Annotated in this window: 17 protein-coding genes; 8 read left to right on the top strand and 9 right to left on the bottom strand. The window is 58.0% G+C overall.

The features are described 5' to 3' along the window. Nucleotides 1-1,077: a PTS fructose transporter subunit EIIC gene (locus K7H21_RS17345; protein ID WP_087829306.1), complete on the bottom strand. Its 1,077-nt coding sequence runs from the start codon at nucleotides 1,075-1,077 to the stop codon at nucleotides 1-3. Between the two features lie 308 nt (nucleotides 1,078-1,385). Here K7H21_RS17345 and ptsP point away from each other — a divergent pair, with 308 nt between their 5' ends. Continuing rightward, on the top strand, nucleotides 1,386-3,887 hold the full coding sequence (ptsP, locus tag K7H21_RS17340; RefSeq protein ID WP_170100727.1) for a phosphoenolpyruvate--protein phosphotransferase: 2,502 nt from the start codon (nucleotides 1,386-1,388) through the stop codon (nucleotides 3,885-3,887). 542 nt (nucleotides 3,888-4,429) lie between these two features. On the opposite strand, the gene K7H21_RS17335 is transcribed toward ptsP, so the two are convergent. Further along, on the bottom strand, nucleotides 4,430-5,518 hold the full coding sequence (locus tag K7H21_RS17335; protein ID WP_049115835.1) for a tartrate dehydrogenase: 1,089 nt from the start codon (nucleotides 5,516-5,518) through the stop codon (nucleotides 4,430-4,432). An 82-nt stretch (nucleotides 5,519-5,600) separates the two neighbouring features. Between K7H21_RS17335 and K7H21_RS17330 the strand changes: the two genes are divergently transcribed. After that, a complete protein-coding gene (locus K7H21_RS17330) occupies nucleotides 5,601-6,578 on the top strand; it encodes a LysR substrate-binding domain-containing protein (protein WP_162626069.1) in 978 nt (325 codons plus the stop codon). On the opposite strand, the gene K7H21_RS17325 is transcribed toward K7H21_RS17330, so the two are convergent. From K7H21_RS17325 to puuD, 4 genes are all read right to left on the bottom strand, one after another. Beyond that, on the bottom strand, nucleotides 6,575-7,855 hold the full coding sequence (locus K7H21_RS17325; protein WP_004131260.1) for an NAD(P)/FAD-dependent oxidoreductase: 1,281 nt from the start codon (nucleotides 7,853-7,855) through the stop codon (nucleotides 6,575-6,577). The genes K7H21_RS17330 and K7H21_RS17325 overlap by 4 nt on opposite strands. A gap of 2 nt (nucleotides 7,856-7,857) precedes the next feature. Then, the gene (gene puuC / locus K7H21_RS17320; protein ID WP_172880682.1) at nucleotides 7,858-9,345 is read right to left on the bottom strand and encodes an aldehyde dehydrogenase PuuC; all 1,488 of its coding nucleotides are present in this window, start codon (nucleotides 9,343-9,345) and stop codon (nucleotides 7,858-7,860) included. A 242-nt stretch (nucleotides 9,346-9,587) separates the two neighbouring features. Next, nucleotides 9,588-10,145: an HTH-type transcriptional regulator PuuR gene (puuR, locus tag K7H21_RS17315; protein WP_004131263.1), complete on the bottom strand. Its 558-nt coding sequence runs from the start codon at nucleotides 10,143-10,145 to the stop codon at nucleotides 9,588-9,590. 177 nt (nucleotides 10,146-10,322) lie between these two features. Continuing rightward, nucleotides 10,323-11,117, bottom strand: a complete 795-nt coding sequence (gene puuD, locus K7H21_RS17310; RefSeq protein ID WP_227631392.1) for a gamma-glutamyl-gamma-aminobutyrate hydrolase — start codon at nucleotides 11,115-11,117, stop codon at nucleotides 10,323-10,325. A 223-nt stretch (nucleotides 11,118-11,340) separates the two neighbouring features. On the opposite strand from puuD, the gene puuA reads away from it, so the two are divergent. The 3 genes from puuA (at nucleotide 11,341) to K7H21_RS17300 (ending at nucleotide 14,500) form a co-directional block, all read left to right on the top strand. Continuing rightward, nucleotides 11,341-12,759 carry a glutamate-putrescine ligase gene (puuA, locus tag K7H21_RS17305; protein ID WP_004131267.1) on the top strand — a complete coding sequence of 473 codons (1,419 nt, stop codon included), beginning with the start codon at nucleotides 11,341-11,343 and terminating at the stop codon, nucleotides 12,757-12,759. A gap of 171 nt (nucleotides 12,760-12,930) precedes the next feature. Then, a complete protein-coding gene (locus tag K7H21_RS29385) occupies nucleotides 12,931-13,119 on the top strand; it encodes a YmjE family protein (protein ID WP_462442477.1) in 189 nt (62 codons plus the stop codon). After that, a complete protein-coding gene (locus K7H21_RS17300) occupies nucleotides 13,109-14,500 on the top strand; it encodes an APC family permease (RefSeq protein WP_223035252.1) in 1,392 nt (463 codons plus the stop codon). The genes K7H21_RS29385 and K7H21_RS17300 overlap by 11 nt, the downstream gene beginning before the upstream one ends. Nucleotides 14,501-14,621: 121 nt before the next feature. Here the strand turns inward: K7H21_RS17300 and K7H21_RS17295 are convergent, their stop codons facing one another. Next, a complete protein-coding gene (locus tag K7H21_RS17295; protein WP_004131271.1) occupies nucleotides 14,622-14,744 on the bottom strand; it encodes a small membrane protein in 123 nt (40 codons plus the stop codon). Nucleotides 14,745-15,015: 271 nt separating this feature from the next. Between K7H21_RS17295 and K7H21_RS17290 the strand changes: the two genes are divergently transcribed. Beyond that, nucleotides 15,016-15,240: a hypothetical protein gene (locus K7H21_RS17290; protein ID WP_049115196.1), complete on the top strand. Its 225-nt coding sequence runs from the start codon at nucleotides 15,016-15,018 to the stop codon at nucleotides 15,238-15,240. Between the two features lie 139 nt (nucleotides 15,241-15,379). Then, nucleotides 15,380-16,627: a bifunctional glucose-1-phosphatase/inositol phosphatase gene (gene agp, locus K7H21_RS17285; protein ID WP_004131275.1), complete on the top strand. Its 1,248-nt coding sequence runs from the start codon at nucleotides 15,380-15,382 to the stop codon at nucleotides 16,625-16,627. Between the two features lie 139 nt (nucleotides 16,628-16,766). On the opposite strand, the gene K7H21_RS17280 is transcribed toward agp, so the two are convergent. Continuing rightward, on the bottom strand, nucleotides 16,767-16,994 hold the full coding sequence (locus K7H21_RS17280) for a YccJ family protein (RefSeq protein ID WP_004131277.1): 228 nt from the start codon (nucleotides 16,992-16,994) through the stop codon (nucleotides 16,767-16,769). Nucleotides 16,995-17,013: 19 nt separating this feature from the next. After that, nucleotides 17,014-17,610, bottom strand: coding sequence for an NAD(P)H:quinone oxidoreductase (gene wrbA, locus K7H21_RS17275; RefSeq protein ID WP_004131278.1), 597 nt, complete (start codon nucleotides 17,608-17,610; stop codon nucleotides 17,014-17,016). 374 nt (nucleotides 17,611-17,984) lie between these two features. Here wrbA and K7H21_RS17270 point away from each other — a divergent pair, with 374 nt between their 5' ends. Further along, the gene (locus tag K7H21_RS17270; RefSeq protein WP_004131287.1) at nucleotides 17,985-18,158 is read left to right on the top strand and encodes a con-10 family general stress protein; all 174 of its coding nucleotides are present in this window, start codon (nucleotides 17,985-17,987) and stop codon (nucleotides 18,156-18,158) included. Nucleotides 18,159-18,181: the final 23 nt, after the last annotated feature.

The following is an 18,181-nucleotide window of genomic DNA, read 5'->3' as shown; positions in this document are numbered from 1 at the left end:
TCAGTTAATTTCGAAATCAAGATCCATCTCGTCATCGGCTATGGCGTCAGACGTTTTCTTTTTCGCCAGGGCCTTGAGCAGGATGACGCAGGCGGCGCTGACGATGGCGCCAACCGCGAGGCCGGCAATAAATCCGCCTTTTCCTTCAACGACCGGCAAAACGATAAGCCCGCCCCAGCCGGCATAGCACTGGGCGCCGAGCAGCGCGGCGGTCACGCAGCCAGCAGCGGCGCCAATCATGTTGGCCGGGATAACGCGCAGCGGATCGGCGGCGGCGAAGGGGATCGCGCCTTCGGTCACGCCTACGCAGCCCATCACCAGCGCGGCCTTACCGGTTTCACGCTCTTCCGCGGAGAAGTATTTACGTCCAATCAGCGTTGCCAGGCCCATGCCCAGCGGCGGCACGGCGATGCCGACGGCGGCGATGGCCACCACGCTGTAGACGCCCTGGGAAACGCAAATCAGCATGAAGGCGTAGGCGACTTTATTCACCGGACCGCCCATGTCGAAGGCCAGCATCAGGCCCATAATGATGGCGAGAATCACGATACTGCCTTCGCGCATGCCCTGCAGCCAGCCGGTCAGGCTGGCGGTGAGCGCGCCAATCGGCTCACCGAGGCCCCACATCATGATCCCGGCGGTAATAAAAGTGCCGATAATCGGAATAACGAAGATGGGCATCACCGAGCGCAGCACTTTGTGCACCGGGATCTTCTTCAGGTAGTAGACCACCAACCCGCCGATGATCCCGGCAATCAGCGCGCCGAAGAAGCCGGCGCCGAAGCTGTTGCCGACCCAGGCGCCGATGGCGCAGGGGGCCAGCGCCGCGCGGTCGGAAATGGAGTAGCCGATATAGGCTGCCAGAAACGGCACCATCAGCGTCAGTCCGGCCACGCCGATATCAAACAGTTTTTTCAGGTTAGGGTCAGTGGCGGCATCGGGCACCGCGCCCTTGCCGTACAACATGACGGAGACTGCCAGCAAGATCCCACCGGACACGACAAACGGGATCATATGTGAAACCCCGGTCATGAGGTGCTGGCGTGTATTTTTTAATATTTGCACCAGTTCATTCATTATTTTTCTCCTGAGCGCTGCGTGGCCCGTGACTGAGTTGATGTCTCAACATTAGAAAAAGGGCGGCGCATAAAATAGTAGAGAAAAAGTGCATTTACTGGATATTTGTAAGACGAAAAGAAAATTGCGATCCACCTCAAATCTTAGTCCTGGCGGCTTTCTGACGACGTTAATGGGGGGATTTGTGACCACGAGCATAAAAAAGAGTCTGGCATACAATTATCCAGTAATTACCACTTTTATCGCGTAGTGGCGGGCGACTTCTTTCTTTACCTTTTGGCTAATACGCATTATTCAGGAGGAAGGCGATGGCTCTGGTAATTGAATTCATATGTGATTTGCCCAACGGCGTACATGCGCGCCCGGCAAGCCTGGTCGAAACGCTGTGCAATACTTTTTCGTCTTCGGTCGAATGGTTAAATATCCGCACGGAAGGGCGCGGGAACGCGAAAAGCGCGCTGGCGATTATCGGCACTAATACCTTAAAGGGGGACCGCTGTGAGCTGATCGTCAGCGGGGAAGACGAAGAACAGGCGTTCACCGCGCTGTCGGCGTTTATCCGCGACGAATTTCCGCACTGCGATGCGCCGCTGCCGACGGTGGAACAAATGGACGTTCAGCCGGTTCCTGAATCCCTCTCGCGCCTTAATCCCACGCTGTTTCGCGCCTTACCGGTCTGCGCCGGCAGCGCGGGCGGCAGGCTTACCCATCTTAAGTCCCTCGATCTGCGCGATTTAGGCGCGCTACCGGCGGCGGGCGGCACCGAACAGGAGCAGGCGGCGCTCGATAAAGGGCTGACCCTGCTGGTAAAAAACATTGAGTTTCGCCTGCTGGATAACGACGGCACCGCCAGCGCGATCCTGGAAGCGCATCGCTCCCTGGCCACCGACGCCTCGCTGCGCCAGCATCTGCTGGGCGGGCTGCTGAGCGGCCTGAGCTGCGCCGAGGCGGTGGTCGCCACCGGGGAGCATTTTTGCGCCCAGTTCAGCGCTTCCGGCAACGACTATTTGCAGGAGCGCGTGCTGGACGTCCGCGATGTCTGCTTCCAGCTGCTGCAGCATATCTACGGCGAAGCGCGCTTTCCGGCGCCGGGTAAGCTGACGGAAGAGGCCATCTGCCTCGCCGATGAGCTCACTCCCAGCCAGTTCCTTGAGCTGGATAAAACCCTGCTGAAAGGCCTGCTGCTGCGCAGTGGGGGCACAACTTCACATACGGTGATTCTCGCGCGTTCGTTCAATATTCCCACCCTGGTGGGTGTCGATATGGAGGCGCTGCTGCCGTGGGTCGATCGGCGAGTGCAGATTGACGGTAACGCCGGGCTGGTGGTGGTGAATCCTGATGAAGCGGTGGCGCGTTACTATCAGCAGGAGGCCTGGGTGCAGGCGCAGATCCGCCGCCAGCAGCAGGCCTGGCTGGATAAAGAGGGGCGTACGGAAGACGGTATTCGTCTGGAAGTGGCGGCGAATATCGCCCATTCGGTAGAGGCGACGGCGGCCTTTAACAACGGCGCACAGTCGGTAGGCCTGTTCCGCACCGAAATGCTCTATATGGACAGGCCCAGCGCGCCGTCGGAAAACGAGCTCTACAACATATTTTGCCAGGCGCTGGAGCCGGCCAACGGGCGCAGCATTATCATCCGCACCATGGATATCGGCGGCGACAAGCCGGTGGCCTACCTCAACATTCCGGCGGAGAACAACCCGTTTCTCGGCTACCGGGCGGTACGTATTTACGCAGAGTATCAGGCGCTGTTCCGCACCCAGCTGCGGGCGATTCTGCGCGCTTCGGCGCACGGCGCGCTGAAAATCATGATCCCGATGATTTCCTCGATGGAGGAGATTCTGTGGGTGAAGGAGCAGTTGGCGGATGCAAAGCAGTCGCTGCGCAGCGAACATATTCCGTTCGATGAAAAGATCCCGCTGGGCATTATGCTCGAGGTGCCGTCGGTGATGTTTATCATTGACCAGTGCTGCGAAGAGATTGATTTCTTTAGTATCGGCAGCAATGATTTGACCCAGTATCTGCTGGCGGTGGATCGCGATAACGCCAAGGTGACGCGCCACTACAACAGCCTCAATCCGGCCTTTTTGCGCGCGCTGGATTACGCGGTTCAGGCGGTGCATCGCCAGGGTAAATGGATCGGCCTGTGCGGTGAACTCGGGGCTAAAGGTTCCGTGCTGCCGCTGCTGGTAGGGCTGGGGCTGGATGAGCTGAGCATGAGCGCGCCGTCGATCCCCGCGACCAAGGCGCGTCTGGCGCAGCTTGACAGCCGCGCCTGCCGTCAGCTGCTTAACCAGGCGATGCAGTGCCGTACTTCGCTGGAGGTCGAGCACCTGCTGGCCCAGTTCCGTATGACCCAGCAGGACGCGCCGCTGATTACCCCTCAATGCATTACGCTGAACAGCGACTGGCGCAGTAAAGAGGAGGTGATTAAGGGCATGACCGACAATCTGCTGCTGGCCGGTCGCTGCCGCTATCCGCGTAAGCTGGAAGCGGATCTGTGGGCCCGCGAAGCGGTGTTTTCCACCGGGTTAGGGTTTAGCTTCGCCATTCCGCACAGTAAATCGGAGCATATCGAGCAGTCGACCATCAGCGTCGCCCGTCTGGCGCAGCCGGTAGCGTGGGGCGACGACGAGGCGCAGTTTGTAATTATGCTGACGCTGAACAAACATTCGGCGGGCGATCAGCATATGCGTATTTTCTCGCGGCTGGCGCGGCGCATTATGCATGCGGAGTTCCGGCAATCGCTGGTGACGGCGCAGAGCAGCGAGGCGATCGCGGCGCTGCTGCAGCGCGAACTGGAGTTGTAATTCGGTCCGGAGCATCTCCCCGGTGGCGCTGTGCTTACCGGGGCTACGGGTTTCCAGTCGTTTGCGAAACGGTAGTGGGGAGTAGCCCGGGTAAGGCGTTTACGCCGCGACCCGGGATTTCCGGGCCCGGTGCCTGAGGGAGGCACCGGGCCCGGACAGGCGCGTCAAGCGCCGCCTCCGGGAAAGCGTGCAGGGGTTCCGTTCACCGCTATCCCGCAGAAAATGTCTCACCGTGGTAGGTGAACGGGTAAAGGGGGAGAAAACCGTCTCCCCCTTTACAATCCCCGCGGTCCCGCAAAGAAATCGGTGCTGCGCACTGCGCTCACCTCCCGGTCCTCAGCCCGCGGTCGGCTCAACTCGACATCGCTGTCTCGATTCGCCTCTGGCCGCCATCCCTGGCGGCCAGCCCTTGTCTTCCGACCTCCGGTTCGCCGATTTCAGCGGGCACCAGGGCATCGCTGCATATCACGTTGTTTCAGAGGCATATCGTAGCTGCACGAACATCGTCCCGGAGGCGGCGCTGCCGCGCCCGTCTGGGCGATCTACTGCCCGGCAATCGCCCGACAAATCGCCTCGCCCACCTGCTGGGTGGAGGCGCTGCCTTGCATATCCGGCGTCTTCGGTCCGCTGGCAATGGTCTGCTCAATCGCCGCCAGAATACCGTCGTGGGCGGCCTGGTAGCGCGCGTCCCCGTTGCCGAGGAAGTCGAGCATCATCGCGCCGGCCCAGATGGTGGCAATCGGGTTGGCGATATTTTTGCCGTAGATATCCGGCGCCGAACCGTGCACCGCTTCAAACAGCGACGGAAAGGTACGGTCCGGATTGAGGTTTGCCGATGGGGCAATGCCGATGGTGCCGGTACAGGCCGGGCCGAGATCGGAGAGGATATCGCCGAACAGATTAGAGCCGACCACCACGTCAAAACGCTCCGGCTGCAGCACGAAGCGGGCGCACAGAATATCAATATGCTGCTTATCCCATTTCACCTCAGGGTATTCCTGTGCCATCGCTTCAACGCGCTGGTCCCAAAAGGGCATGCTGATGGCCAGACCGTTAGATTTAGTCGCTGAGGTCAGGGTTTTGCGCGGGCGGCTTTGCGCTAATTCAAAGGCGTAGCGCAGAATACGGTCAACGCCGCGGCGGGTAAATACCGACTCCTGAATTACCACTTCATGTTCGGTACCCGGATTCACATGCCCGCCGAGGGCGGAGTATTCCCCTTCGGTATTCTCGCGCACCACGTAAAAATCGATATCGCCGGGCTGTTTACCCGCCAGCGGGCAGGGGACGCCGGGGAACAGGCGCACCGGACGCAGGTTGACGTACTGGTCAAATTCGCGACGGAACTTCAGCAGCGAGCCCCACAGGGAGATGTGATCCGGCACGATATCCGGCCAGCCGACCGCGCCGAAGTAGATCGCATCAAATGTTTGCAGCTGCGCGCGCCAGTCGTCGGGCATCATGGCGCCGTGTTGCGCGTAATAGTCGCAGCTGGCCCACTCAAAATACTCGAAGCTTAACGCCAGCCCCCAGCGTTCGGCGGCGGCCTGCAGCACACGGACGCCTTCCGGCAGCACTTCTTTACCGATGCCATCGCCGGGGATGGCGGCAATACGTAAGGTTTTATTCATCATTGTTCTCAGTTTCAGGTAAGGGAAATTGACTTCATCTCTATCCTATAATTGACTGATTCATAATTAATCCCGCCAACTGGTGAAACATAAAACACGAATCATGAATAATCTGCCGCTGCTGAACGATTTGCGCGTTTTTATGCTGGTTGCCCGCCGCGCCGGTTTCGCCGCCGCCGCTGAAGAGCTGGGGGTCTCTCCGGCTTTCGTCAGCAAGCGCGTGTCGCTGCTGGAGCAAACGCTCAACGTCCAGCTGCTGCACCGCACCACCCGACGAGTCGCTATCACCGAAGAGGGGGAGCGCATCTACGAATGGGGGCAGCGCATCCTGCAGGACGTCGATCAGATGATGGATGAGCTCTCCGATGTGCGGCAGGTACCGCAGGGGACGCTGCGGATTATCAGCAGCTTTGGCTTTGGCCGGCGAGTAGTCGCGCCGGCGCTCTCCGAGCTGGCCCGTCACTACCCGCAGCTGGAAATCCGTTTTGATGTCGCTGACCGGCTGGTGGATTTAGCCAATGAAGGGGTCGATCTGGATATTCGCGTTGGCGACGATATCGCCCCCAACCTGATTGCCCGCCAGCTTGCCAGCAATCACCGCATCCTCTGCGCCTCGCCGGCGTTTGTCGCCCGCTATCCCCGGCCGAGACAGCTAAGCGATCTCGCCGCGCTGCCGTGTCTGGTGATCAAAGAGCGCGACCGGCCCTTTGGCGTCTGGCAGCTACGCGATAAAGAGGGTGAGCACGCTATTAAGGTGACCGGACCGCTGTCGTCAAACCACGGCGAAATCGTCCATCAGTGGTGCCTCGAGGGGCAGGGGATCGCGCTGCGCTCATGGTGGGACGTCAGGGAGAATATTGCCAGCGGCAATCTGCTGCATCTGCTGCCGGAGTACTATCAGCCCGCCAATATCTGGGCGGTATACGTCTCGCGGCTGGCGACCTCGGCCAAAATTCGCGCCACCGTGGAGTTTTTGCGCCGCTACTTCCAGCAGCGCTTTCCGCAGCAGTACGACGAGGCAACATTGCCGACGGCAGATGCCGTCGGCCGGGGGGATTAAACGCCCAGGCGATCGCGCAGGCTGTAGTACGCCGCGCCCATGGCGGTAAACGGAATGCGCAGGCTGCGCCCGCCGGGGAACGGATAGTGCGGCAGCCTGGCGAAGGCGTCGAAACGTTCGGCGTCTCCGCGCAGCAGCTCCGAAATCAGCCGTCCGGCGAGGTGCGTACAGGTCACTCCGTGGCCGCTGTAGCCCTGCATATAATAGATATTGTTATCGAGACGGCCAAACTGCGGCATCCGCGAGAGGGTCAGCAGGAAGTTGCCGGTCCAGCGGTAGTCTATTTTTACCCCCTGCAGCTGCGGGAAGGTTTTCAGCAGCTTCGGCATAATCAGTCGCTCAACGTCGTCCGGATCGCGCGCGCCATACACCACGCCGCCGCCGTACAGCAGGCGGTTATCGGCGGTCAGACGGTAGTAATCCAGCAGGTAGTTACAATCCTCCACGCAGTAGTTTTTCGGGATCAGCGAGCGCGCCAGATCCTCAGCCAGCGGCGCGGTAGTGACCACCTGGGTGCCACACGGCATGCTGCGCTTCGCCAGCTCCGGCTCGAGCTTATCGCCGAGATAGGCGTTACCGGCGACGATCACGTAGCGGGCGGTGACCTGCCCGCGTTCGGTGGTCACCACCGCAGGGCTGCTGTGCTGAATGCGGGTGACCGGTGATTGTTCGTAAACCCGACCGCCGTTCATCCGAATGGCGTCCGCCTCGCCAATCGCCAGGTTCAGCGGATGAATATGGCCGCCGCTGTGGTCCAGCAGGGCGCCGGCGTAGCGGTCGCTGTCCACTTCGCGGCGAATAGCGCTGGCATCCAGCAGCTCCAGCTGGGTATTGCCGTAGCGCTCCCAGTTCGCCTTCTGCTCTTCCAGCGTCTCCAGCTGTTTATGGTTCAACGCGACAAATAGCCCGCCGGGGCGATAGTCGCACTGGATTTGATAGCGTTGGATGCGCTCGCGAATAATGTCGCCGCCTTCAAACATCATGCTGCCGAGCATCTTCGCGGCGTCCGGGCCGTAGGTTTTCTCGATAACGTCGATATCGCGGCTATAGGAGTTAACCAGCTGGCCGCCGTTCCGCCCGCTGGCGCCGAAGCCGATGCGCGCGCCTTCAAGCAGCACCACATCGTAGCCCATTTCGGCCAGATGCAGCGCCGATGAGAGGCCGGTATAGCCGCCGCCGACGATGCAGACGTCGCAGCTGATTGATTCGTCCAGCGTCGGGAACGGCTCATAGCGGTTGGCGCTGGCGGCATAATAGCTGGTGGTATGTTCGCTCATGATTAAGACTCCAGGGCAATCCAGATAGTTTTCAGTTCAGTGAATTTTTCCAGGGCGTGCAGGGACTTATCGCGTCCGTTACCGCTCTGCTTATAGCCGCCGAACGGCACGGTCATATCGCCATCGTTGTAGTTGTTCACGAAGACGGATCCGGCTTTCAGACGGCGGCTAACGCGGTGAGCGCGGGAGAGATCGCGGGTCCAGACCGCTGCGCCGAGGCCGTAGCGGCTATCGTTGGCCAGCGCCAGCGCCTGCTCTTCGGTGTGAAAGCGGGTCACCACCAGCACCGGGCCGAAGATCTCCTCCTGGCTGAGCGGGGAGGCGGGGTCGACATCGACGAAGATGGTCGGGCCGACCGCCGCGGGCCACGGATTTTTACGTCCATCCAGCAGCAGCGTGCTGTGCGCCTCGCCGGCGCGAATGAAGCTATGGACGCTATCGGCATGGGTGTTGTCGATTAGCATGCCCATGGTGGTATTCGGGTCAAGCGGATTGCCCGGCTGCCAGGCTTTTGCCTGCTCTTTTAGCAGGTCGAGAAAGCGGTCGGCGATGCTCTCCTCAAGCAGCAGACGGGTACCGGCGATACAGACCTGGCCCTGATTGTAGAAAATACCGCCGGCAGTCGCGTTGACCGCTTTTTGCAGGTCCGGGCAGTCGGCAAAGACGATATTGGCGCTTTTACCGCCCGCCTCCAGCCAGACGCGCTTCATATTGCTGTCGCCCGCGTCTTTCAGCAGCTGTTTACCGGTGCGGGTGGAGCCGGTAAAGGTAATCACTTCGACGTCCGGATGCAGCGCCAGCGCCTGACCGGCTTCATGGCCGAAACCGCTCACCACGTTAAATACGCCGTCCGGCAGTCCGGCCTGTTTTGCTAAGCCCGCCAGACGCAGAGCGGTAAGGGGGGATTTTTCCGACGGCTTAAGCACCACGCTGTTGCCTGACGCCAGCGCCGGGCCAAGCTTCCAGCAGGCCAGCAGCAGTGGGAAATTCCACGGCACTACCGCCGCAATCACGCCAATCGGTTCGCGAACGATCATGGCCAGTTCGTTGCCGCTGGTGGGGGCGACTTCGCCGTAGACTTTATCGATAGCTTCGGCATACCAGCGAATCGCGCGAGCGGCGCCGGGGATATCGTCGCGCAGGCTGTGACGGATCGGTTTGCCGGTGTCGAGGGTTTCCAGCAGCGCCAGCTCTTCGCGATGGGCGTCCATCAGGTCGGCGAATTTTGTCAGCACCGCTTTGCGCTGGGCAGGAGACGCCTGCGACCAGTCGCCGCGATCGAAAACGCCGCGGGCGGCCTGGACCGCGCGATCGACGTCGGCTTTTTTGCCGCGCGCGACCTCGGCAAGGGTCTGCTGCGCCGCCGGGTCGACGGTGGTAAACACGCTATTATCGGCGGCGGCGCTGTACTCGCCGTTAATAAATAACCGCGTTTCAATCGTCAATTCGCGTGCTTTTTGTTGCCAGTAAGCCAGGTTGTGAAAATCCATCATGACTCCTTAATGACATAATCGGAAAAATAAAAAAGTGGTGATTTCAGACCCTCAGGGCGTAGGGCGTCCCCGGGGGTGAGTACCGTTTAAATTGCCCGTTAACGGGCGTAAATTATCCGGGGCCAGCGGAATACGTTTTTCCGCATCGCGCAAGGTGAACTGCGTTTTCTTCGCGCCGCCGGAATAAACTCCGACGGTGCAGGCCTGAAGAAAGCCTGAGAAAACCTCAGGCTAAAAAATCAGAATGTGGTGGGAGTATGGGCGCTGATGATTCGGCAGATACCCGCCGAGGTGTTGCTGAAGCTATGCGGTATGCCGGTGTTAATGGCATAGCTTTGCCCAGCCACCAGGTGATACGTCTGACCGTTAATGGTCAGCACGACTTCACCCTCCAGTATGGTGCCTATCTCCTCACCCTGATGCTTAATCCTCTCCCCGGTTGTGGTTCCAGGCTGGTACGTTTCAAAAATCATCGCCAGCGTGCGGTTCGGATTGCCATTGTGAACCAGTTTCATCGACACCCCCTGACTGCCGATTTCAATCAGATCGTCCTGATTGATAACCACCTGAGGTTCAGCCGGTTTTTCTGGTTCAGAAAAGAATTCCGAGAGCGACAGCCCGTAGACTTTCAGCAGCTTTTGCAGCGTACTGATGGCAGGACTGACTTTGTCCTGTTCTATGGTGCTGATGGCACTATGTGTTAACCCAGACAGTTCGGCGGCACGACGCTGCGAGAGACCCAGCTGTTGGCGGATCTCTGACAGACGTTTCCCTGGCGCCAGTCCGTCATCGCTCATATTTGCATTTCCTTAACGGTAGTGGTCAGAGTCGCTGTTTTTCAGCGACATATACCCGTCATACTTCAAGTCGCTTGCGCGTTGGCTTTGCTCGCTCACCCCAGTCACTTACTCCAGTAAGCTCCTGGGGATTAATGAGAGGCTCCTGCCTCTCACCGGAGGCCAGCCTTCGGCTGGTCAAATTCGTTCCCGACGAATTTGTCGCTCACTTGCCGCTTTCCTGCAACTTGAATTATTTTGGCTATAGTTCTGACAGGCGGTGATAAAACCCTCAAACAACATTCGCGACAGGGCGTATTCGCTACTGTTCCATTCAGGATGCCACTGCACGCCGAGGGCGAAAGGATGGTCGTTAACGCTGACCGCTTCCGCCAGCCCGTCGGGAGAACGCGCCTCCACGCGCAGCCGTGGACCCGTGGTTTTCGCTCCCTGTCCGTGTAACGAGTTTACCCAAAACGTGTTGCAGCCCGGTATTAACTGAGAAAGTAATCCTCCTTCCTGAACCTGAACTTCATGCGAGGGCGCATATTGCTGCTCGACGGGAAGTTCGGGGTCCTCGCGGTGCTCAAGAAGCTCAGGCTGCTCGAACAGACGACGATACAGAGTCCCGCCGGTGGCGACAACAAGTTCCTGTAGTCCACGGCAGATGGCGAAAATGGGGATGCGCCTTTCGAGCGCGGCGTCGATCAGCGCCATGCTCAGAAGATCACGCCCGGGATCGGCGTCAGGCTCATCGCCGTTTTCACCATAGAGGTGCGGCTGTACGTTGCTCGGGCTGCCGGGCAGATAAATGCCGTCCAGTTTTGGCAGTAGCGCGGAAAGCAGTTCCGGCTCCGCCAGCGCGTGCGGCAGGGCAATCGGCACGCCGCCGGCGTTAACAATCGCGTTCAGATACTTCTCTTGCAGAGTCTGGGTCTGGTGACCCTTAAGCCTGTTTCGACACATCACCACGCCAATAACTGGCTTGTACATTATATTTTCCATGATCGCCCTCACAAAGTGGACTAAATTATGACCGGATTAGCGGGTAAAACGGCCATTTCGTTCAATATTTTCTCAATCTAGCAGTGGATATAGCCCTTTGCAAACTTAATTTAACATTTGACAAACAATTTGTTTGCATACACATTCCAATAATGGACATTATATTTAACAGTGCCATTCAGGGTCCGAAACTAAACAACGGCGGTGAATCATGGAAACTAATATCGTAGAAGTTGAGAATTTTGTTCAGCAGTCGGAAGAGAGACGGGTCAGCGCATTCACCTGGGAAGTGAAGCGCTACCTCGAGCGTTACCCCAATACGCAATACGTAGATGTACTGTTAACCGACCTGAACGGCTGCTTCCGCGGTAAGCGGATCCCGGTGTCTGGCCTGAGCAAACTGGAGAAGGGCTGCTATTTCCCGGCTTCGGTGTTCGCGATGGACATTCTCGGCAACGTGGTGGAAGAGGCGGGGCTCGGCCAGGAGATGGGCGAACCGGATCGCACCTGCGTACCGGTGCTGGGAACCTTAACGCCGTCGGCGGCGGACCCGGAATACATTGGTCAGGTTCTGCTGACCATGGTTGATGAAGATGGCGCTCCCTTTGACGTTGAGCCGCGGAACGTTCTTAACCGGCTCTGGCAGCAGCTGCGCCAGCGCGGGCTGTTCCCCGTGGTAGCGGTAGAGCTGGAGTTCTATTTACTTGACCGCAAGCGCGACGCGGAAGGTTACCTGCAGCCGCCGTGCGCGCCGGGAACCGGCGATCGCAATACCCAAAGCCAGGTTTACTCCGTCGACAACCTCAACCACTTTGCCGACGTGCTGAACGAAATCGATGAGATCGCCCAGCTTCAGCTGATCCCCGCCGACGGCGCGGTGGCGGAAGCCTCTCCCGGTCAGTTTGAAATCAACCTCCACCATACCGATAACGTGCTCGACGCCTGCGATGACGCGCTGGCGTTAAAACGTCTCGTGCGTTTAATGGCGGAGAAGCATAAGATGCACGCCACTTTTATGGCCAAACCCTATGAAGAGCACGCCGGTAGCGGGATGCATATCCATATCAGCATGCAGAACAACAAAGGCGAGAACGTGCTGGCGGACGCGGACGGCGAAGATTCCGCGATGTTAAAACGCGCGCTCGCCGGGATGATTGATCTGATGCCGGCGTCGATGGCGCTGCTGGCACCGAACGTCAACTCGTATCGTCGTTTCCAACCGGGAATGTACGTGCCGACCCAGGCGTCGTGGGGGCACAACAACCGAACGGTGGCGCTGCGCATTCCGTGCGGCGATCGGCACAACCACCGCGTCGAATATCGCGTGGCCGGGGCGGACGCCAACCCGTACCTGGTGATGGCGGCGATTTTCGCCGGCATCCTCCACGGTCTGGATAATCCGCTGCCGTTACAGGAAGAGGTGGAAGGCAACGGCCTTGAGCAGGAGGGGCTGCCGTTCCCGATTCGCCAGAGCGATGCGCTGTGGGAGTTTATGCAAAACGATCACCTGCGCGAACGGCTTGGCGAACGTTTCTGCCACGTTTATCACGCCTGTAAAAACGACGAATTACTGCAGTTTGAGCGGCTGATCACGGAAACCGAAATCGAGTGGATGTTGAAAAACGCCTGATTGCCGCCCCGCAGGGGGCAGCTTAGCGTTATCACGAGTAGCATCATACGGCCTGAGCGGAGCCTGGTCGGACGTTTTTGCTGGGAGCCCAGCCATTCCCGGATGCCGCGTTAAGGAGCGCAGGCGGCAACGGGGCTTCAGTTAACGACACAGTGTGTAACGAGGTAGGAAATGATGCAGATGTTTAAATATCCGCAGGGAGAAGGGGGCCGTCATGGCCGCATGGAGTGCGCCGCCACCGCTCGTCGGTTCTTTTTACCTTTTTATTTGCCATTAACCCCGTTGCGAAGCAGGTTGGTTTCCCGGTCTCTACGACCGCAAACCCGGATGTGCAGCGGGGGAAATGGCCATGGCTATTAACACCTCTCTCGATAACGCCTCTGACGCGGGCAAACCACGGCTGCGCAAGTCTCTCAAGCTGTGGCAGGTGGTGATGATGGGCCTCGCCTATCTGACCCCGATGACGGTTTTTGATACCTTCGGCATCGTTTCCGGCATTAGCAACGGCCACGTTCCGGCCTCCTATCTGCTGGCGCTGGCCGGCGTGCTGTTTACCGCCATTAGCTACGGTAAGCTGGTACGCCAGTTTCCGCAGGCGGGATCGGCGTATACCTACGCGCAAAAGTCGATCAGCCCGCACGTCGGGTTTATGGTGGGCTGGTCTTCGCTGCTGGATTATCTGTTCCTGCCGATGATCAACGTTCTGCTGGCCAAAATTTATCTTTCCGCGCTGTTTCCGGACGTGCCGCCCTGGGTATGGGTGGTGACGTTTGTGGCCATTCTGACCGCAGCGAACCTGAAAAGCGTCAATTTGGTGGCGAACTTCAATACCCTGTTCGTGCTGGTGCAGATCTCAATCATGGTGGTCTTTATCGTGCTGGTGGTGCAGGGGCTGCATAAGGGGGAGGGCGTCGGTACCGTCTGGTCGCTCCAGCCGTTTATTAGCCAGAATGCGCACCTGATCCCGATTATTACCGGGGCGACGATAGTCTGCTTTTCGTTCCTCGGCTTTGATGCGGTGACGACCCTTTCCGAAGAGACGCCGGACGCCGCGCGGGTGATCCCGAAAGCCATCTTCCTGACCGCGGTCTACGGCGGGGTGATTTTTATTGCCGCCTCGTTCTTTATGCAGCTCTTTTTCCCCGATATTAGCCGTTTTAAAGACCCGGACGCGGCGCTGCCGGAGATCGCCCTCTACGTCGGCGGCAAGCTGTTCCAGTCGATTTTCCTGTGCACCACCTTTGTGAATACCCTGGCGTCAGGCCTGGCCTCACACGCCAGCGTTTCGCGCCTGCTGTACGTTATGGGCCGTGATAACGTTTTCCCGGAGCGCATTTTCGGCTATGTCCATCCAAAATGGCGGACTCCGGCGCTGAATGTGATCATGGTGGGCATCGTCGCGCTGTCGGCGCTGTTCTTCGACCTGGTTACCGCCACGGCGCTAATTAACTTTGGCGCGCTGGTGGCGTTCACCTTCGTTAACCTGTCGGTGTTTAATCACTTCTGGCGGCGTAAGGGCTTTAACAAAACCTGGAAAGATCGCTTTCACTACCTGCTGCTGCCGATGGTCGGCGCGCTGACGGTGGGCGTTCTGTGGATTAACCTGGAGGCGACCTCGCTGACGCTCGGTCTGATATGGGCGGGGCTGGGTTTGCTGTATCTGACTTATCTGACCCGCCGCTTCCGTAAGCCGCCGCCGCAGTTTGACGGGGCCAAAGCGGAACAGGCCTGGGAATCGTAACGATTTTTAACTCACACATAAAGGCAGGCCGGCGAGCCTGCCTTCTTTTTTTCATTCTCGTTTGAAATCAGGCAGTCGGGGAGAAATAGCAGGGGCAGAAGGTAAGAATAGTGAGGATGAATTATTTCTTTTTCTTATGGGTTGGCAGCTGTGCGGAGCGCCGATCCTTGACATAGGAGACCAGGCTGTAGATGGCTACTCCCAGCAAAACCACCGCGACGATAAAGAGCAGGATACCTGACATAGATTAACCTAATGTTATGTTTAACATGAAGAAAAAATACCGTGATATCGGGATAATAGCATCGGGATATTTCTTAAAGATGACCCGATGAATCAGACGAGAATAGACTGCCAGCAATGCACTGAAATTATTATTTACATGAATAAATGTGAAGAGTAAAGCGCGGTGATGGTGAAAAAATGAACGAGTAACACTCGGTTAAGCGAATTTACAGACGAGCGCGCGACGGGCTGCTACCCTTGGCCCGCTAAATAAGGGGTGAGAGTAACAAATGGTTAATAAGCAAATCATCGCTGTTGTTGGGCCACTGCTGGTTCTGACGTCATTCAATAGCCTGGCCGATCCCGGGAACCCGTCAATTCGCGAACGTATTGTCGATCAGGTTTTAAAACCCTGCGAAGGTAAAAAAGCCGGCGATAAAGTGCTGATCGTCGACCATCGCGGCGGCAAGCATGAAGCTATCTGTACCCTTGCTGCGGTGCCGCTGCCGGAGTAACGCCATCCCTCTGATTTCACTCTTCCTGCGTCATGGCGGAAAGCGTAATTCTTTCCGCACTTTGCGAGCCATTGCCCGGAAAAATGTCATAAATTTGTCACAATTAAGGCGATGATAATCACTGACTGAGGGTTAAGGGATGAGAAAAAGTCTACTCGCCGCCGCCGTGGCCGGCGTTGTCTTACTGTCCGCTGGCGTCCAGGCGCAGGAGCAGGCCGCACCGGAAGGGTATCAGCTTCAGCAGGTACTGATCATGAGCCGCCATAACCTGCGCGCGCCGCTGGCGAACAACGGCAGCGTGCTGGAGCAATCCACGCCGAAATCCTGGCCGGAGTGGGATGTTCCCGGCGGTCAGCTGACGACCAAGGGCGGAGTACTGGAAGTCTATATGGGGCACTATATGCGTGAATGGCTGGCGCAGCAGGGGCTAGTGACCAGCGGCGAATGTCCGCCGGAGAACGCGGTCTACGCCTATGCCAATAGCCTGCAGCGTACCGTCGCGACCGCGCAGTTCTTTATTACCGGCGCGTTTCCCGGCTGCGGGGTGACGGTGCACCATCAGGAAAAAATGGGCACCATGGACCCAACGTTTAATCCGGTGATCGTCGACGATTCCGCCGCTTTCAGCGAAAAGGCGGTGCAGGCAATGGAGAAAGAGCGGCAGGGGATGCAGCTGGGCGAAAGTTATAAGCTGCTGGAGGCGATAACCGACTACCGCAATTCTCCGTCCTGCAAAGAGAAACAGCAGTGCTCCCTGAGCGAAGGGAAAGATACCTTTAGCGCCAAATATCAGCAGGAACCGGGCGTTTCCGGGCCGCTTAAGGTCGGTAACTCGCTGGTTGACGCCTTTACGCTGCAGTATTACGAGGGGTTCCCGAAAGACCAGGTCGCCTGGGGCGAAATCAAAACCGATAAGCAGTGGCAGGTGCTGTCGAAGCTGAAAAACGGCTATCAGGATAGCCTGTTTACTTCCCCTGAAGTGGCGCGCAACGTGGCTAAGCCGCTGGTGAAATATATTGATAACGCGCTGGTGGGCGATGCGGCGAAGGCGGCGAAAGTGACGCTGCTGGTGGGACACGACTCCAACATCGCTTCGCTGCTGACGGCGCTGGATTTTAAACCCTATCAGCTGCATAACCAGTACGAGCGCACGCCTATCGGCGGCAAGCTGGTGTTCCAGCGCTGGCATGATAACGGCGGCAATCGTGATTTGATGAAGATTGAGTACGTCTATCAAAGCACCGAGCAGTTGCGCAATGCCGATGCGTTAACCCTGCAGTCGCCGCCGCAGCGGGTGACGCTGGCGCTGAACGGCTGTCCGGTCGATGATAACGGCTTCTGCCCGATGGACACCTTTAAAAAGGTGATGGCCGAGGCGACAAAATAACAGAGCATAAAAAACCCGGAGCAATCCGGGTCTTACTGCCGATGTTTAGCCTGGTCTTGTAGCCCGGACAGGCGCAACGCGTCGCCTCCGGGAAGCTCATGCAAGAACTCCCGGAGGCGGTACTGTGTACCTGTTCGGGCTACACGTTCTTGCGTTCGATAGTTTGTTCGCCCCAGAACAGGGAGTCTTTGTCCGTTTTAGCGAAGGCGAGGGGCAGGACTTCATCGCTGCCTTCCTCCCAGATTTTCTCCGCCAGCTTTTCATCGTAATGGGCTAATTCAAAAATCGCCTCGGCAATTTCAGGAGACGTATTGCGCAGACTTGCCCACTCACCGACGCGATGGGCCTTTGCTTCTTGATTCGGCATGCTTTCCTCCTGCTGAAGATTAACCGTGTAGTTTTACTGCCAGGCCCGCAACGTGCTCTCCCTGATAACGGGCAATCGCCAGCTCCTCTTCGCTCGGCTGACGCGAGCCGTCGCCGCCGGCGATGGTGGTGGCGCCGTAAGGCGTACCGCCGCGAACCTGCGAGACATCAAATAGCTCCTGGGCGCCGTAGCCGATCGGCACAATAATCATCCCGTGGTGCGCAAGGGTGGTCCAGGTTGAGGTAATGGTTTGTTCCTGGCCGCCGCCGGTGCCGGTTGAGCTGAACACGCTGGCCAGCTTGCCGTACAGCGCGCCGGATGCCCACAGGCCGCCGGTCTGATCGAGGAAGGTGCGCATTTGTCCGGACATATTGCCGAAACGGGTAGGGGTACCAAAGATGATGGCGTCGTACTCCGCCAGCTCCTGCGGCGTGGCGACGGGCGCGTTTTGCGTTTTCCCGCCTGCTTTGGCAAACACCTCTGCCTGCATGGTTTCCGGTACGCGCTTCACGACCACTTCAACGCCATCTACCTTGTTTGCCCCTTCGGCGACGGCATGCGCCATGGTCTCGATGTGTCCGTACATAGAATAATAAAGCACCAGAATCTTAGCCATTTGCATCACTCCTCGGTTGCGTTATGTGCCAGCCAGTTGACTGGCTATCTTTAAAGATAAGACTTGTGGCGAAGAGTGCAAATGCAACAATCATTTATTTGATTTATAACAAAATTGCAAAAAACGAGGGCTGTTGCAAAAAGATACATCTTTAGTGGCGCCATTTTAGGCTGTCATAAGAGCCGCTTAGCGCGCGCCCGGCGTAATAGCAGCAGTTCTTATACAAAATCTATTTCAGAATGTGACGATATCCCTCCGACGCGGTTTTCCTTCGCTAACCTTAAAAGCACGTGATACGCAACCCGTATCGCGGAGGCCTGAGCCTCGTGTTTCACCTAATGCAGCATGATGTCTAACCTAAATGGAGGTCAGTAATGGCAAACCATCGTGGCGGTGCCGGCAACTTTGCCGAAGACCGTGAAAGAGCATCAGAAGCAGGTCGTAAAGGTGGCCAGCACAGCGGGGGGAACTTTAAAAACGATCCTCAACGCGCATCCGAAGCGGGTAAGAAAGGGGGTAAAAACAGTCATGGTAGCCGCGAAAGCTAGCGTCCCCTGATTGTTTGCTGATG

This window comes from Klebsiella sp. CTHL.F3a, assembly GCF_019890895.1.
In the GTDB taxonomy this organism is placed as follows: Bacteria; Pseudomonadota; Gammaproteobacteria; order Enterobacterales; family Enterobacteriaceae; genus Klebsiella; species Klebsiella grimontii.
This window is presented reverse-complemented; position numbering and strand designations above follow the sequence as displayed.

What these genes read in the sequence shown, in the direction of transcription:
- K7H21_RS17345 (WP_087829306.1), bottom strand. Translation starts at nt 1,077, where the DNA reads ATGAATGAACTGGTGCAAATATTAAAAAATACACGCCAGCACCTCATG.
- ptsP (WP_170100727.1), top strand. Translation starts at nt 1,386, where the DNA reads ATGGCTCTGGTAATTGAATTCATATGTGATTTGCCCAACGGCGTACAT.
- K7H21_RS17335 (WP_049115835.1), bottom strand. Translation starts at nt 5,518, where the DNA reads ATGAATAAAACCTTACGTATTGCCGCCATCCCCGGCGATGGCATCGGT.
- K7H21_RS17325 (WP_004131260.1), bottom strand. Translation starts at nt 7,855, where the DNA reads ATGAGCGAACATACCACCAGCTATTATGCCGCCAGCGCCAACCGCTAT.
- puuC (WP_172880682.1), bottom strand. Translation starts at nt 9,345, where the DNA reads ATGGATTTTCACAACCTGGCTTACTGGCAACAAAAAGCACGCGAATTG.
- puuR (WP_004131263.1), bottom strand. Translation starts at nt 10,145, where the DNA reads ATGAGCGATGACGGACTGGCGCCAGGGAAACGTCTGTCAGAGATCCGC.
- puuD (WP_227631392.1), bottom strand. Translation starts at nt 11,117, where the DNA reads ATGTACAAGCCAGTTATTGGCGTGGTGATGTGTCGAAACAGGCTTAAG.
- puuA (WP_004131267.1), top strand. Translation starts at nt 11,341, where the DNA reads ATGGAAACTAATATCGTAGAAGTTGAGAATTTTGTTCAGCAGTCGGAA.
- K7H21_RS29385 (WP_462442477.1), top strand. Translation starts at nt 12,931, where the DNA reads ATGATGCAGATGTTTAAATATCCGCAGGGAGAAGGGGGCCGTCATGGC.
- K7H21_RS17300 (WP_223035252.1), top strand. Translation starts at nt 13,109, where the DNA reads ATGGCTATTAACACCTCTCTCGATAACGCCTCTGACGCGGGCAAACCA.
- K7H21_RS17295 (WP_004131271.1), bottom strand. Translation starts at nt 14,744, where the DNA reads ATGTCAGGTATCCTGCTCTTTATCGTCGCGGTGGTTTTGCTGGGAGTA.
- K7H21_RS17290 (WP_049115196.1), top strand. Translation starts at nt 15,016, where the DNA reads ATGGTTAATAAGCAAATCATCGCTGTTGTTGGGCCACTGCTGGTTCTG.
- agp (WP_004131275.1), top strand. Translation starts at nt 15,380, where the DNA reads ATGAGAAAAAGTCTACTCGCCGCCGCCGTGGCCGGCGTTGTCTTACTG.
- K7H21_RS17280 (WP_004131277.1), bottom strand. Translation starts at nt 16,994, where the DNA reads ATGCCGAATCAAGAAGCAAAGGCCCATCGCGTCGGTGAGTGGGCAAGT.
- wrbA (WP_004131278.1), bottom strand. Translation starts at nt 17,610, where the DNA reads ATGGCTAAGATTCTGGTGCTTTATTATTCTATGTACGGACACATCGAG.
- K7H21_RS17270 (WP_004131287.1), top strand. Translation starts at nt 17,985, where the DNA reads ATGGCAAACCATCGTGGCGGTGCCGGCAACTTTGCCGAAGACCGTGAA.